The organism is Halorubrum sp. T3 (assembly GCF_000296615.1).
Classification (GTDB): Archaea; Halobacteriota; Halobacteria; order Halobacteriales; family Haloferacaceae; genus Halorubrum; species Halorubrum ruber.
Genome location: NZ_JH815330.1, coordinates 1,169,898 through 1,182,435, shown reverse-complemented (window position 1 = coordinate 1,182,435; position 12,538 = coordinate 1,169,898). Strand labels below are relative to the sequence as shown.

Annotated in this window: 19 protein-coding genes; 12 read left to right on the top strand and 7 right to left on the bottom strand. The window is 64.2% G+C overall.

Annotated features, from left to right (window positions below; all coding sequences use genetic code 11):
* The first annotated feature begins 122 nt into the window (after positions 1-122).
* From B378_RS17440 to B378_RS15960, 3 genes are all read left to right on the top strand, one after another.
* Complete coding sequence (locus B378_RS17440; RefSeq protein WP_256364748.1) at positions 123-248, top strand: hypothetical protein; 126 nt, start codon at positions 123-125, stop codon at positions 246-248.
* Positions 241-717: a hypothetical protein gene (locus B378_RS0115055; protein ID WP_026046315.1), complete on the top strand. Its 477-nt coding sequence runs from the start codon at positions 241-243 to the stop codon at positions 715-717. The genes B378_RS17440 and B378_RS0115055 overlap by 8 nt, the downstream gene beginning before the upstream one ends.
* Before the next feature lie 180 nt (positions 718-897).
* Positions 898-1,869: a minichromosome maintenance protein MCM gene (locus B378_RS15960; protein WP_017344595.1), complete on the top strand. Its 972-nt coding sequence runs from the start codon at positions 898-900 to the stop codon at positions 1,867-1,869.
* Positions 1,870-1,887: 18 nt separating this feature from the next.
* On the opposite strand, the gene B378_RS16900 is transcribed toward B378_RS15960, so the two are convergent.
* Positions 1,888-2,247, bottom strand: coding sequence for a hypothetical protein (locus B378_RS16900; protein ID WP_155118226.1), 360 nt, complete (start codon positions 2,245-2,247; stop codon positions 1,888-1,890).
* Between the two features lie 167 nt (positions 2,248-2,414).
* On the opposite strand from B378_RS16900, the gene B378_RS15955 reads away from it, so the two are divergent.
* Positions 2,415-2,921 (top strand): hypothetical protein, encoded by a 507-nt coding sequence (locus B378_RS15955; RefSeq protein WP_017344594.1) that lies wholly within the window; start codon positions 2,415-2,417, stop codon positions 2,919-2,921.
* 700 nt (positions 2,922-3,621) lie between these two features.
* Entirely contained in the window at positions 3,622-3,855 is a 234-nt protein-coding gene (locus tag B378_RS0115040; protein WP_017344593.1) for a hypothetical protein, read from the top strand.
* A gap of 765 nt (positions 3,856-4,620) precedes the next feature.
* Here B378_RS0115040 and B378_RS16895 read toward each other — a convergent pair.
* Positions 4,621-4,776: a hypothetical protein gene (locus B378_RS16895; protein ID WP_017344592.1), complete on the bottom strand. Its 156-nt coding sequence runs from the start codon at positions 4,774-4,776 to the stop codon at positions 4,621-4,623.
* A gap of 62 nt (positions 4,777-4,838) precedes the next feature.
* On the opposite strand from B378_RS16895, the gene B378_RS0115030 reads away from it, so the two are divergent.
* On the top strand, positions 4,839-5,147 hold the full coding sequence (locus B378_RS0115030) for a hypothetical protein (RefSeq protein WP_017344591.1): 309 nt from the start codon (positions 4,839-4,841) through the stop codon (positions 5,145-5,147).
* 822 nt (positions 5,148-5,969) lie between these two features.
* On the opposite strand, the gene B378_RS0115020 is transcribed toward B378_RS0115030, so the two are convergent.
* Positions 5,970-6,185: a hypothetical protein gene (locus B378_RS0115020; protein WP_017344589.1), complete on the bottom strand. Its 216-nt coding sequence runs from the start codon at positions 6,183-6,185 to the stop codon at positions 5,970-5,972.
* Positions 6,178-6,387, bottom strand: coding sequence for a hypothetical protein (locus tag B378_RS0115015; protein ID WP_017344588.1), 210 nt, complete (start codon positions 6,385-6,387; stop codon positions 6,178-6,180). Before B378_RS0115015 ends, B378_RS0115020 begins: the two co-directional genes overlap by 8 nt.
* Positions 6,388-6,633: 246 nt before the next feature.
* Between B378_RS0115015 and B378_RS17365 the strand changes: the two genes are divergently transcribed.
* Complete coding sequence (locus B378_RS17365) at positions 6,634-7,158, top strand: hypothetical protein (protein WP_017344587.1); 525 nt, start codon at positions 6,634-6,636, stop codon at positions 7,156-7,158.
* Positions 7,159-7,498: 340 nt separating this feature from the next.
* Complete coding sequence (locus tag B378_RS0115005; RefSeq protein WP_017344586.1) at positions 7,499-7,702, top strand: hypothetical protein; 204 nt, start codon at positions 7,499-7,501, stop codon at positions 7,700-7,702.
* A 37-nt stretch (positions 7,703-7,739) separates the two neighbouring features.
* Here the strand turns inward: B378_RS0115005 and B378_RS0115000 are convergent, their stop codons facing one another.
* Entirely contained in the window at positions 7,740-8,159 is a 420-nt protein-coding gene (locus tag B378_RS0115000) for a universal stress protein (RefSeq protein ID WP_017344585.1), read from the bottom strand.
* A 71-nt stretch (positions 8,160-8,230) separates the two neighbouring features.
* Positions 8,231-8,743 carry a CinA family protein gene (locus B378_RS0114995; protein WP_017344584.1) on the bottom strand — a complete coding sequence of 171 codons (513 nt, stop codon included), beginning with the start codon at positions 8,741-8,743 and terminating at the stop codon, positions 8,231-8,233.
* A 59-nt stretch (positions 8,744-8,802) separates the two neighbouring features.
* Between B378_RS0114995 and B378_RS0114990 the strand changes: the two genes are divergently transcribed.
* From B378_RS0114990 to B378_RS0114975, 4 genes are all read left to right on the top strand, one after another.
* Positions 8,803-9,474 carry a bifunctional 2-polyprenyl-6-hydroxyphenol methylase/3-demethylubiquinol 3-O-methyltransferase UbiG gene (locus B378_RS0114990; protein ID WP_017344583.1) on the top strand — a complete coding sequence of 224 codons (672 nt, stop codon included), beginning with the start codon at positions 8,803-8,805 and terminating at the stop codon, positions 9,472-9,474.
* Positions 9,471-10,115: a hypothetical protein gene (locus B378_RS0114985; protein ID WP_017344582.1), complete on the top strand. Its 645-nt coding sequence runs from the start codon at positions 9,471-9,473 to the stop codon at positions 10,113-10,115. Before B378_RS0114990 ends, B378_RS0114985 begins: the two co-directional genes overlap by 4 nt.
* Positions 10,116-10,215: 100 nt before the next feature.
* Complete coding sequence (locus tag B378_RS0114980; RefSeq protein WP_017344581.1) at positions 10,216-10,503, top strand: hypothetical protein; 288 nt, start codon at positions 10,216-10,218, stop codon at positions 10,501-10,503.
* A 72-nt stretch (positions 10,504-10,575) separates the two neighbouring features.
* A complete protein-coding gene (locus B378_RS0114975; protein ID WP_017344580.1) occupies positions 10,576-11,757 on the top strand; it encodes a PAS domain S-box protein in 1,182 nt (393 codons plus the stop codon).
* 38 nt (positions 11,758-11,795) lie between these two features.
* Here the strand turns inward: B378_RS0114975 and B378_RS0114970 are convergent, their stop codons facing one another.
* Entirely contained in the window at positions 11,796-12,437 is a 642-nt protein-coding gene (locus B378_RS0114970) for a thymidine kinase (RefSeq protein WP_017344579.1), read from the bottom strand.
* Between the last annotated feature and the right edge of the window lie 101 nt (positions 12,438-12,538).

Sequence of the window (12,538 nt, the reverse complement as noted above, 5' to 3'; positions counted from 1 at the left end):
AATCCCGCGCGGATCCGCACCCCGGTGGGGTTGTGCGTCCTGTCGAGAGTCAGGTAGTTACACTACATGCCGCAATAGCGAACACTGGAGCGGCGGCTTCGGGAACAGAGGTGACCGCGTAGATGGCGATCTGTACCGCCCTCGGTTGTACTCACGACGCCGAGTTCGTCATCTGTCTGGAGGATGGTCGCGAGCGCCCGGTCTGTCCCGACGACGCCGACGACGGTGAGGTGGTCGGCGATGTCTGAGGACGACGACGTCTCCGCCCGGGACGCACTTGCCATCGCGCAGCGGGCCCTCGCGAAGGCGAACGGCCTCGAGGCTGACCTCGACGAGGCGACCTACGAGATCGAGCGCCTCCGCGAGGACGTCACCTCACTCGAGCTGCGCCTCTCCGAACACGATGACGATCGCGACTACGCCGAACTCACCCGTGATGACAAGGTCGGGATGGTCCGCGAGCACGCCTTCCAGAAGGCGACTCGTGGCTCGGGTGTCGCCGCGCTCGACTACGACGACATCATGTGGGAGGTGTTCGACGGAGAGCCGTCGGCCGACCACTGCTACACACTGATGGAGCTCGCCGCGGACATCCGCGGCTTCGAGGTGAAGACGCCGGCCAGCGGCAACCGCAGCCTCACCGTCGACGCTAGCGAGGCGAAACGCGGCGCGGTGTTTTCGTCCGCGAATAAAACCGACATGGAGGGGGTGAGGTAGCGATGGTGGTCTTCTCGCGTGGGATTCCGCCTCCGCTTGTACTCCCTGTAGATCACCATAAACATCGCTGTGTAAGCAACTGTCCGTTAGCCACTAGGCCGTCGTTCTGGCCGACGTCTGGCCGTCATCGTCCGGCGGTCCGAGTGGTTCGACAGACTTTATTCGCGGACGAAACTCACGATGTCCACCACCCACGACCGACAAAAGGAGAACGAGACCCTAACCGAGACGCTGACCCGCTTCCTCCGGGAGCGGTACCGCGACGCGGTCGGAACGCTCGCCCAGCGCTACCCGAACGAGCGGCGGTCGCTCGTCATCGACTACGACGAGCTCTTCGAGTTCGACCACGCGATCGCGGAGGACTGTCTCGCCAAGCCGGGGCAGATGCGAGAGATCTTCGAGGAGGCGCTCCGTGCGTACGACCTCCTAGCCGACGTCGACCTCGCGAACGCACACGTTCGCGTGTCGAACCTGCCGGCCGAGCACACCTACTACCCCGGCGGCTTCTCCCCGACGGACCAGGCGAGCAACTACCGGGCGGTCACGGGCGAGGTGTCGAACGTCACCGACCAGTACTCGAAGATCGTCGAGGCGGCGTTCGAGTGCCGGCGCTGCGGGACGATGACCTACATCCCGCAGACCGACTCGGGCTTCCAGGAGCCGCACGAGAGTCAGGGCTGCGAGCGGCAAGGGCCGTTCGACGTCAACTACGACCAGTCGGCGTTCGTCGACGCCCAGCAGTTCCGTCTTGCGACGCCGCCGGAGATCGCCGAGGGGAGCGGCACCGAGATCGACGTGTTCGTCGAGGACGACCTCGCCGACATCGTCACCGCCGGCGACCGGGTCACCGTCGCCGGGACGATCCACCTCGAGCAGCAGATACAGGGCAACCAGAAGACGGGGAAGTTCGACCCCTACGTCGACGCCGGAGTTCTGGAGGTCAACGAGACAGACCACACCGACGTCGACCCGCAGCAGTCGCTCGTCGAGGTTGCCGACATTGAGCAGCTGCCCGGGACCGAGCCGTACGAGCTCCGGGAAATCGAGGTGATGCCGTCCAGTGCTGACCTCCGGCTTCAGAACAGGGAGACTGCCAGCGAGCGGATCGCCGACTTTGAGGACCGGCTCAGTGCGGTGGCCGAGCAGATTTAATCATCTCACTTCGCTCAGTCAACTATCATAAAGCGATCTCCCGATATATATCAGTAGTACTGCCAAGGCAAAGAGAAAAATAATTACGAACGCCATAGGCTCCAACACTACTCTAGAATCTTCACTAGCGGCCAAATAGAACCCAGCAAAAGCACCAAGCCCTGTTTGAGCTATGTGTCCAAACCAATCGACAATCGCTTTTCCAAGATCATTCTTATTATCTGATATAAATGCCCAGGCTCGTTCGCGTCGCGTGTCGAAATCCCTCTTTTCAAATTCTGGGTATGGTCCTTGGTCGTCTCTAGGATCAATTTGGTTAGTATCGGAACTGCTCTCAGGATCATCATCTGACCGTTCTTCCATCTCTTCTTCAGACATGTCTTCACGATAGTATTGAAAATGTAATAATTGTGTGTCCGATGATCGTCCGCTTCGCGCGGCGGGCGTGAGGCCACCAGCGCACTCCGATTCATGTCCACAACATCGACACCCTGAGTCGCATCGCTATCGAGAACGCCCAACTGCTCGCGCACGCTGTCGGGTTCGTGCTCTTCCTGGTCGCGCAGCGCTACCTCGGCCGGTGGCCCGACCTGTGGCGCGCCCGCCGAGTCGTCTTGGCCGTGCTCGACCGCCTCGCCGACGGCGACTACGACGATGAGCTTGATGTCGTCGACGAGCGCGTCGGTGTCGACCTCGAGGCCGCGGCCGACGCCCTCCCGGAGAAGACTGGCCTCCAGATCAACGCACGGACGCTCGTCAGGACGATCGACGCGCCGCCGAGTGAGGTTCGCGCCGAGCTCCGGTCGATGGAGCGCGTGTACCCGAACACGCTCGCGTCGATCCAGTACGATGTCGACGAGGAGACGGGCGAGCGCGTCTGGGAGGTCGGCTCCTACGCCTATCGGCCCGAGGGCTTCTTCGGAATGTGGCAGTATCACGTCCGGCTCACGCCGGCGGCAGGCGGGCGAGAGACGCGTCTGTGGGCGCACTACGAGCGGTCGCCCTGGAGACAGCCCGTGCGGCACCCTCCGCGGCGAGGGGTGGGACGCTGAGAGGGGCGTCCGCGAGATCGCGTCGCTGTTCGCAAGTGATAGTCGGGCAAAATAAATGGGTTGGGAGATAAGCCTCCTAGCATGGATTAACTATCTATTTCCAGCCCAGCAACTCAGACTTCATGAAACTCAAGAGTGGTATTGTAATACTAATCATGCTGGTAGCAAACACGAGTAAAAATAAACGCCGAGGTTCAATGAAATCTATTGGAGTATCAAATGTTTGCTTGTATAAGTATATCATAGACATATAAAATGAGGCAAATATGAAGAATATTGTAATACTAAGTGTGACTGGTGAGAATTCGAACCTCTTTCTATTACTTAGGACATTTAATATCAGCGCAGTCGCGGTTACTGCCAGCGAGACTCCTGTGAGGAGTTGTGAAGGCAATCCAGGAACAGTCATCGGTTTCAGTTAAGCATTATATATAATCAAGTATCAAATTAGTGATTACGTAGAAGTGTTAATTTCGCTCCCACCAATTGCCGATCTCCTGTGCCTCGATGTCGAAATTCGCGGAGACGCCACACCAGTAGTGGATGCCAACGGTGCCTGGGTGGGTCGTGATCGGCCCCTTCGTCTTACCGCAACCCGAGCAGTTGATGTTGAAGAGCGGGTATAAACCCCCCGCCGATCTGTTTGTTGTGCCTGTCGAGCGCCCGTAGCCTTTTGCGAACGGTGTTCAATAAGCCGCGTATGGAGACTGACTCCACCGCGCCGACCGCTCGCGACGGCTTTGTCACGCGCCGGCTGCTCGCGCTCGCGGCGCTGATCTTCGCGTTAAATCTCCCGACACTCACGGTGCTCGACAGTCTCGTCTGGCAGGCGGGCTTCGCCCTCCTGTATCTCGGTGGGGCGCTCGCGATCGCGAGTGCCGCGAAGGCCATGCTCATTGTCTCGCGCCACGGTATCGCCGCGCTCTCACGGTAGTTCGGCGTGCGGATTTATACGGTGTTCGCGGGCGCACTACGAACGCTCCGCGTAGCGGGCGCCGGTTCGGCACTACCGCGGCGAGGGCTGGGAGGCCGAGGAGGGCGTGCGGGAGATCGCGTCGCTGTTCGCGAGTGACGAGAGGTTTGAGGCGAGCGACCGAGCGACCATGCTTCTCGGTGGTTGACGAAACACTTCCAGTCAACTCAATACTCTTTTACGCTGGAACACGTAGGTAAGGATGCCTCGGAGCAACGTAACCCGCTCCGAATGGCACACCACGAGGTGGTTTCCAAGATGGAACACCACGACCCACCGCGATAGGGGGCCGGAGCTGATCCGGCTGCGGTGACAACACGTCCTGCTGGGCGTACCTCGTGTCGTGTCTTTTCGAAATGAGTACAGGAATGAATGCCCCGCAGAGCGGGGCCGAGGAACGTCAACCCTCGGTAGTCCTGCCTCGGAACCGGTGACCGAACTCCCGAGCAATTAACCATGTGGTCAGCAACGCAAGCACCATCATGGCGACGCCGAGAGCAGGGTACCCTGCCCAAAGCAGAGCAAGACCTCCTTTCGTGGCGATGATAGGGGTCACCGCCAGTCTGCTGGGCTTACTCATGCGTGTCTTCCGCCGACGTCGCTTGCGCTCAGCCGACTTGCGACCTCTATTACACGGCCGCCGTGTGTCAAGGAGGAACATTATCTCAAAAGTGTTGCTGTTCAAATATACGCACGGCTACGACTTTCTATATATCTCTGAACCGGTTATCGCTCCCACCAGTCGCCGATAGCCTGCGCCTCGATGTCGACACTCGCAGAGACACCACACGAGCAGTGGATGCCGACGGTGCCGGGGTTGTGGTGATCGGCCCCCTTTGTCTCGCCGCAGCCCGGGCACTCAACGTAGAAGGTTTCAGCCATTGGCGAGACATATCACTTGCGTCGGCATAGTGCTTATCACAGTGTCTCCGAGACGCTGTCGTATGAGTAGACCACCGATCGAGATCACGTTAGAAGCACTCCGAATCGATGTCTCCGGCCCAGACTGGCTCGTAGACTTCGGGTGGTGGCTGAAAGAGGGTAGTGCGACCACAGCTCTGGATCTCTACAGTATCGGAGAAGCGCTGGTCAGCGGGGTATCCGACGTTTGGTGTCTTAGTGCCGCTTTCTTTGTGATCACAATCGCTCGTGTCGCCTGTCGCCGACTCGGTTTAGAGGTCGACATGGTCCGCTACTTATCGGCTCACGGCGAGATCAAGGTGGACGGCACGGCAAACCCGACCATCGAATAGTGCCCGCGGCCAGACCTAACTACACCCTGTCGTCGGCAGCGCATCCCGCGCTTCCTTCCGCTTGGCGACATCGTACGCATCGTTGTCACTCTAGTTGCCGTGCGCGTCCTTCACGATCTCGCGGAACGCACCCATTACAGTCGGCTTCGGCGCGTCCGGCGCGACGCCCAGAACCTCAATTATCAAGAACATAAGAACCCAGTCAAGAGTTAGCAAAATTTTTTCAACGCGCCAGTAGTGATGAAGACTGGGCCTAGTACTGCTACAGACGGATCTGATTTGGCCCATACCTCGCTGCTGTGACGGCGAGCCGGCCCGCTCCTGCGAAAACAAATTCGGGCATATCCACTCTTTCAATACAATATGAGTAATACACCAGAGATTGGCTGGTGGCATATCTCAGTTCACACGCGACCAGACGGCTAGTCCGGCGAGGGTAAATCCCACACCGACCGCTACGGCGCCTCGGTGAACGAGCCACGCTCCTGCGAGTACCGCAAACGCTGGTGCTGTGACACCAGGGAGGAGCGACATATTGGACATATCCAATCTCTTGCGTGATTTTTCTAGCACACAGCTTGTCTCTTGGTGACGGCTCGCGATCGCACTGAGGCGACCGCATGAATGTTGATCCGTTTGTTTTTCCCAGATTGAGATTGTTCTGCGGTTGTATAATCTTTGATGTTCTTTATCTGTGAATAGATAAATGAATCCGGTGAATATATACAAAAAATTCCAAATTCTGATATCCACGAGCTGTTTTCTAAACGTTGATTTTTAGCTACCCTCGCTGCCTTGTGCCTCAGCCAGATCGCGCGTCTCCTAAACGATCGACTGCTCAACCTCAGCCTCGGGCACCTCGATCGCGGCCTCGATTGTCGGCACGGTTACCTCCGGAACGTCGACGTCGATCGAGTAGGGGATCGCGAGCTGGTACAGCGCGAGGTCGTCGGGCTCGGTCTTCCGCTGACGCTGCTCGCCGGAGCGCCAGTCGAGGATGAGGTACCCCTCGAACGTCTCCGTCTCGGCGTCAGTCATCGTTGACCTCCTCGCAAACAACCTCGCGGAGCTCCTCGAGCAGGTCCGGATGGTGTTCTTTGAGTACTTCGACATCGCTCTCGAGCTCTTCCTGGATCCGACCGCGAACTCGGGAAGTCGCTTGGTACTTCCGAGAGTCTCCATGCTCGCCCGCGATTTGCTCGCGCTCCGTTTCGGTGAGAAGCGCGCGAGTCTTCGCCATACCGCGTCTTCCGTGCCTGTCCATTGTAGAATTTGCTAACCTCTACAGAACAATACTTAGCGCATCTACTAATAGTTAGCGCAAATGCTAACCTATGACTAGTTAGCAAATATACTAATAAGTGGGTAGCTCGGGACGCGGCTAGAAACGGACTGGTCGCCGGCGGTGGGACGCCAACGACCGGGCTACCAGAGAAGACAGCATGTCCACGAAACCTACTGCGCTGAAAAGCGCAAAGACACGCGATTGATCGCACAGTACACTACGCTCGGCGTTGACGCCGAGGGGTACATTCACCGCTTCGACCGCGACGCCGGCATTGTCCACCGTATCGACCCCGAGACGGGCGTTCGCGAGCGCCGCTCGGACCTGCGCGAGTGGCTCGCCGCTCGTGACAACGTCGAGATGGGCAACGCCGTCGACGTCTACGTCCACGAGTTCATCGGCGAGGAGGTCGCGCTCACTCGGCGTCGGGTCGTAGCTGCTCGAGGTACCGGTCGGGATCCAGGCGACGCTCTCGGGCGACTCGTCGAGACGCCGGACGCGCTTCGTGAAGACGCGGATGGCGGACCGGTAGTCCCGGTTCGTCTCCTCGCTGTCGTACTCCCGGTTGATCCAGCGGACGACAGCCTCGGCGGCGTCGCGATCGTGAGTGGCGTCGGCGAGCTGGTCGGTCGCCTCATAGAGATTACTGCGAATAGTTTCAGAGGCGGCGTCGAGGGACGCTGGTTCAGCCGCCCTCAGTGCCGATACGGATCGTCACGGCGGTAAAGACTCGCAGTAATCACTATCAGCCATCCGCGTACAGTGGCGGAGGAGTTTGAGGTGCCGGTAGTCGGAGTACTTGCTCTTCATCAGGTCGAGCTGGTCGGAGAAGGTGAGCAGCGCCTCAGCGTCCTCCTCAGTAACGTCTCGCTCCCGTTCGCGAATCCGCTCACGGAGGCCCTCGACGGCGTCTCAGGGATCCTGCGTCGAAATACAGGCTCGTGGAGCGCAGGGATTGTAAACATAATTCCCACATCCCTGCCCTGGCTTCCCGCGGAGGGCCAGAATCCGATTGCGGAACCGTTCCTCGGACATTTCTTAAGTAGCCCGGACGCTCACGTCGGGTATGGACTCGTCGGACCGCGCGCTGCTCGGCGTCGCCGGAATCGTCGGCGCGCTCGTGATCGCGGTCGGGTTCGCCGGCGGTGCCCTCTTCGGTTTCGACGAGTCGGTCGCGCGGCCGCTCCGGCTCCTCGCGGTCGAACCGCTCACGTGGATCGTGATCGCCGCGCTGGTCGTCGCGGTCGTCGGAAACGCCTACATCGAGTAACGACCGGGACGGCCGCGCCGCCGGGCGGGGATCCGACTCACCGCACGACCGTCACCGGCACCGGCGAGCGCTGGAACACCGTCTTGGCCACGTTGCCGACGAGGAGTCTGTCCGCGAGCGACCCGCTGTGGGTGCCTAACACGACGACGTCGAACTCCTCGGCGTGGTCGATGATCTGGCGCGCCGGCCGTCCCGCCTCCACGATCGTCTCGATCGCCGTGTCGTACTCGTCAGCGATCTCGCGGGCCCGCTCGAACACCGGCTCCGCGGCCTCGCGGATCCCGCCCTCCTCGTCGTCCGACAGGGCGATCCCCGCGGCCTGCCCCATCATCGGCGACGCGCCGCCGACGACGTTCAACACGGTGATCTCGGCGTCGGGGTGGCCGTCGAGCGCGTACCGGAGCGCGCGCTCGGAGAGGTCTGAGCCGTCCATCGCGACGAGTACGCGCTCTATCATACCGGTAATACGCGCCGTCACCTGATAAACGCACGTGGTGGATCGGGTCGCGCGCCCAGGTCTCCGCTTGCTCAGCCCTCGACGTCCTCGATCGTCCGGACGAGCGCGTCGAGCGCGTACTCGGCCGCGCCCCGCTTCACCGCGTCGCGGTCGCCGTCGAGGACGGCCCGCTCCGCCCGCACGAACGACTCCTCGGTGCCCCACGGCGCGGCGTGCGCGACGCCGAACCAGACGAGCCCGACCGGCTTCTCGTCGGTGCCGCCGGTCGGCCCCGCGATCCCGGTGGTCGCGACCGCCCAGTCCGCGTCCGCTCGGTCGCGCGCGCCCGCCGCCATCTCGCGGACGACGGGCTCGCTCACGGCCCCGTGGGCGTCGAGCGACTCGCGGGAGACGCCGAGTAGTTCGCGCTTGGCGTCGTACGTGTACGTCACGAACCCGCGGTCGAAGTAGGCGCTCGCGCCCGGCACGTCCGTCACCCGCGACCCGACGAGGCCGCCGGTGAGCGACTCCGCGGTCGCCAGCGTCTCGTCGCCGTCCACGAGGAGTTCGTTCAGCCGCTCGGCGGGGTCCGTCGCGTTTTCCATACCCGTCACTCCGAGCGGGCGCCCCTGAGGTTTACGCCCGGGCACCTCGAAGGGTGATCGTGACCGACACCGACTGGGACGAGCGGTTCGCGTTGGGCGAGTACCCGCGCACGCCGGAGCCGTCCCCCGTGCTTCGCGCCTACGAGCCGTCGCTGCCGGGCGGCCGCGCGCTCGACGTCGCGACCGGCACCGGCCGAAACGCGGTGTTCCTCGCGGACCGCGGCTACGATGTCGACGCGCTCGACGCCTCGGCGGAGGGGCTCCGGATCGTCCGCGAGCGCGCCGCGGAACGCGGGATCGGCGACCGGATCGAGCCGATTCGGGCGGACATCTCGACGTACGGGTTCCCGACCGAGGCGTACGACCTCGTGACGATGAGCTACTTCCACGCGCTCGACCGATTCGCGGACCTCGTCGAGTCGCTCGCGCCGGGCGGGTACCTGTTCGTGGAGGGTCACCTCCGGTCAGCGGAACCGTCGCCGTCGGGCCCGAGCGACGACCGGTACCGCTTCGCGGCGAACGAGCTGCTCCGCGCCGGGCTCGGGCTGAGCGTGCGCTACTACGACGAGACGACGACGGAGCGCCCCGGCGACCGCCGGCGCGCCACGGCCCGGCTGCTCGCGCAGAAGTCGACCGGCGGTCGGCAGTCGTACCCGGAACGCCCAAAGGCGCCGGACCGCTGGCCGGGAGGCGAGAGCGACTCAAAAGCGGAGAGCGGGCGGAACCCGTGAGCGACGACGAGACCGCGTCGCCCGCGGCGGTCCTCCGGTCGCTCGTGGCGCGCGCGGTCGACGCCGACCCGGCGAGCCTCGACGATCGAGTCGAGGTCGTCGAGCGCGGAGACGAGCCGGATGCCGACGACGCGGCCGGCACCGACGCCTCGACTCCCGCGGGACGGCTCGCGGAACTCGTCGGCGAGGCCGACAGCGTCGTCGCCGTCGTCCCGCGGTTCGACGCCGACCTCGCCCGGCGACTGAACGCGTCGCTGGCGGCCTCGGGGAGCGACGCTGCGGCCGGAGGCGACGTTGCGGCCGGAGACGACGCTGCGGCCGCGGAGAACGACGCCGAATCCGAGTCGAGCGCGCCGCGCGAGGTCCGCGTGGTGTTCACCGGGTCCGCCAGCGACCGCCTCGCCGGAGCGACTGGACCGGTCGTCCGGCGCGCGCTCGCCGACCGCGGCGTCGACACGTACCGCCACGAGGGCGAATCGCCCGTCGCGGTGGTCCTCGCTGAGGACCGCGCGGTCGTCGGGGTGATCGACGGGGACGGGGTCGCAGCCCTGCTGTGGACGGGGGACCCGGCGGTCCGCGAGTGGGCGGCCGCGACCTGCCGGCGTTACCTCGACGACGCCAAGCGGGTGACCGAGGGGTGAGCGGGTCCGAATCCAACCGGCCGGCAGGTGAACGGGACCGGGTCCGACCGGCCGCGACCGCCCCCGCTCCGCTTTTGAGGGTCGCCGTCGAAGGGGTCGTATGAAAGCGCTACTGCTGTTGGTGGCCGGAATCGGCGGACTGCTCGAAGCCGTCGCGCCGCGGCGCGCCGTCGCACTCTGGACGCGCGCGTTCTACCGGAACGCCGGCGAGGCCGAGCCGCGCGAGTGGACGTACACGGCCGCGAAGGCCGAGGGGGCGCTGGTCGCCGCCGCCGCGCTCGTGGGGCTGTTCCGCCTCGCGACCGCGGACGACGACGCTGCGGCGGGCGACGAGGCGACCGCCGACGGGCGCGACCGCGACGTGACGGCCGGCACAGACGGGGCGTAAGCCGACACCCCGCCCGCGGCGTCGACCCGGCCCACCCGAACGTATATCCGACGGGTCCCGGTACAGATTCGCATGTCGGGCCCTCACGCGGACCACGGGGCGACGGACGCGTCGACGGTTCGCGTCCTCCACGTAGACGACGATCCGGCCTACCTCGACCTGACGGCGACCTACCTCGAGCGGATCGACGAGGCGTTCGAAGTCAGTTCCGAAACCGACGTCGACGACGCGATCGAGAGGCTGGACGCGGAGCCGATCGACTGCGTCGTCTCCGACTACGACATGCCCGGGACGGACGGGCTGACGCTCCTCCAGCGGGTCCGCGACTGCGGGATCGAGATCCCGTTCGTGCTGTTTACCGGAAAGGGAAGCGAGGAGATCGCGAGCGAGGCCATCTCGGCGGGCGCGACGGACTACATTCAGAAGCGCGGCGGCAACGACCAGTACGAGGTGTTGGCCAACCGGGTGCGCAACGCCGTCGACCAGCACCGGTCGCGGGTCGCGCTCGCCGAGAGCGAGGAGCGGCTCTCGCGGTTCATCGACCAGTCGCCGCTGGGCACGATCGAGTACGACGACGAGTTCCGGATCGTCCGGGCGAACCCCGCCGCGGAGGAGATCCTCGGCTACGACGAGTCCGAACTGCTCGGCGGCACGTGGCTTCCGTTCGTTCCCGAACCGGAGCACCGACACGTGGCGGCGCTCGAACGCGACCTCCTCTCGGATAAGGGCGGCTACCAGAGCGTCAACGAGAACGTCCGCAGCGACGGCGAGCGGATCCGCTGCGCGTGGCACAACCAGGTGGTGACCGACGCCGACGGCGAGGTGATCGGCGTGTTCTCGCAGTTCGAGGACGTCACCGAGGCGACGGCGCGCAAACGCGAGATAGAACGGACGAACGCCGTGTTGTCCACCGCCCTCGACGCGCTCCCGGTGGGGATGCTCGTCGAAGACGCGGACCGACAGGTGATCCGAGTGAACGAGCGGCTCTACGATCTGTTCGACATCGACGGGGACCCGGAGGCCGCAGTCGGGCGCGACTGCGAGGCGTTCGCGGCCGACCTGAGCGGACGGTTCGCCGATCCCGAGGGGTTCGTCGAGCGGATCGAGCGGATCGTCGACGCTCGGCGTCCGGTGAACGACGAGCGGCTCGCGCTCGCTGACGGGACGACGCTGGTTCGCACGTATCGACCGATCGACCTGCCGGACGGCGACGGGCACCTGTGGGCATACCGGCGGGCGCGTAACTCCGACTGAAGTGACGATCAGCGGTCCGCAGGCGAGCGCCGACTGACTCAGTCGTTCGCGGAGTCGGCCTCGGCGCTCTCGAACGGTCGTTCCCCGTCGGGCCGGTCGCCGGTCAACAGGACGTGACAGTCGCGACACCGCGCCTCGTAGGACTCCTCGGCGCCGACGAGGATCGTCGGGTCGTCGACGTGGGCGGGCTCGCCCTCGATGAGCCGCTGGTTCCGAGAGGCGGGCTCGCCGCAGACCGAGCAGATGGCCTGCAGCTTGTCGACGTACTCGGCGGTCGCCATGAGCTGCGGGAGCGGCTCGAACGGCTCTCCGCGGAACGTCTGGTCGGTGCCCGAGACGATCACGCGGCTGCCGCGGTCGGCGAGGGTGTTACAGACCTCGATGAGCGCGTCCGAGAAGAAGTTCGCCTCGTCGATCGCGACGACCTCGGCGGGATCGTCGTCGAGGATGTCTCGCGGCCCGTCGCCCTCGTTGTCGACGACGGTCGCCTCCCACTGGCGGCCGGCGTGGCTGCCGATCGTCGTCTCGCCGTAGCGGTCGTCGATCGCGGGCGTGTAGACGGCGACCGACTGCCCGGCGATCTCGGAGCGCCGGAGCCGGCGGAGCAGCTCCTCCGTCTTGCCCGAGAACATCGACCCCGAAATGACCTCGATCCACCCGGATCGAGTGATGGCGTGCATACCCGATCGGGCCGGAGCCAGCGACTAAACCGTTTCTCTCCCGGCTCGCGGTCGTCGCGGAGGTGCCGCGGAGGTGCCGCGGCCGCGCCGTCAGCGGTGGG

What these genes read in the sequence shown, in the direction of transcription:
- B378_RS17440 (WP_256364748.1), top strand. Translation starts at nt 123, where the DNA reads ATGGCGATCTGTACCGCCCTCGGTTGTACTCACGACGCCGAGTTCGTC.
- B378_RS0115055 (WP_026046315.1), top strand. Translation starts at nt 241, where the DNA reads ATGTCTGAGGACGACGACGTCTCCGCCCGGGACGCACTTGCCATCGCG.
- B378_RS15960 (WP_017344595.1), top strand. Translation starts at nt 898, where the DNA reads ATGTCCACCACCCACGACCGACAAAAGGAGAACGAGACCCTAACCGAG.
- B378_RS16900 (WP_155118226.1), bottom strand. Translation starts at nt 2,247, where the DNA reads ATGTCTGAAGAAGAGATGGAAGAACGGTCAGATGATGATCCTGAGAGC.
- B378_RS0115040 (WP_017344593.1), top strand. Translation starts at nt 3,622, where the DNA reads ATGGAGACTGACTCCACCGCGCCGACCGCTCGCGACGGCTTTGTCACG.
- B378_RS16895 (WP_017344592.1), bottom strand. Translation starts at nt 4,776, where the DNA reads ATGGCTGAAACCTTCTACGTTGAGTGCCCGGGCTGCGGCGAGACAAAG.
- B378_RS0115030 (WP_017344591.1), top strand. Translation starts at nt 4,839, where the DNA reads ATGAGTAGACCACCGATCGAGATCACGTTAGAAGCACTCCGAATCGAT.
- B378_RS0115020 (WP_017344589.1), bottom strand. Translation starts at nt 6,185, where the DNA reads ATGACTGACGCCGAGACGGAGACGTTCGAGGGGTACCTCATCCTCGAC.
- B378_RS0115015 (WP_017344588.1), bottom strand. Translation starts at nt 6,387, where the DNA reads ATGGCGAAGACTCGCGCGCTTCTCACCGAAACGGAGCGCGAGCAAATC.
- B378_RS0115005 (WP_017344586.1), top strand. Translation starts at nt 7,499, where the DNA reads ATGGACTCGTCGGACCGCGCGCTGCTCGGCGTCGCCGGAATCGTCGGC.
- B378_RS0115000 (WP_017344585.1), bottom strand. Translation starts at nt 8,159, where the DNA reads ATGATAGAGCGCGTACTCGTCGCGATGGACGGCTCAGACCTCTCCGAG.
- B378_RS0114995 (WP_017344584.1), bottom strand. Translation starts at nt 8,743, where the DNA reads ATGGAAAACGCGACGGACCCCGCCGAGCGGCTGAACGAACTCCTCGTG.
- B378_RS0114980 (WP_017344581.1), top strand. Translation starts at nt 10,216, where the DNA reads ATGAAAGCGCTACTGCTGTTGGTGGCCGGAATCGGCGGACTGCTCGAA.
- B378_RS0114975 (WP_017344580.1), top strand. Translation starts at nt 10,576, where the DNA reads ATGTCGGGCCCTCACGCGGACCACGGGGCGACGGACGCGTCGACGGTT.
- B378_RS0114970 (WP_017344579.1), bottom strand. Translation starts at nt 12,437, where the DNA reads ATGCACGCCATCACTCGATCCGGGTGGATCGAGGTCATTTCGGGGTCG.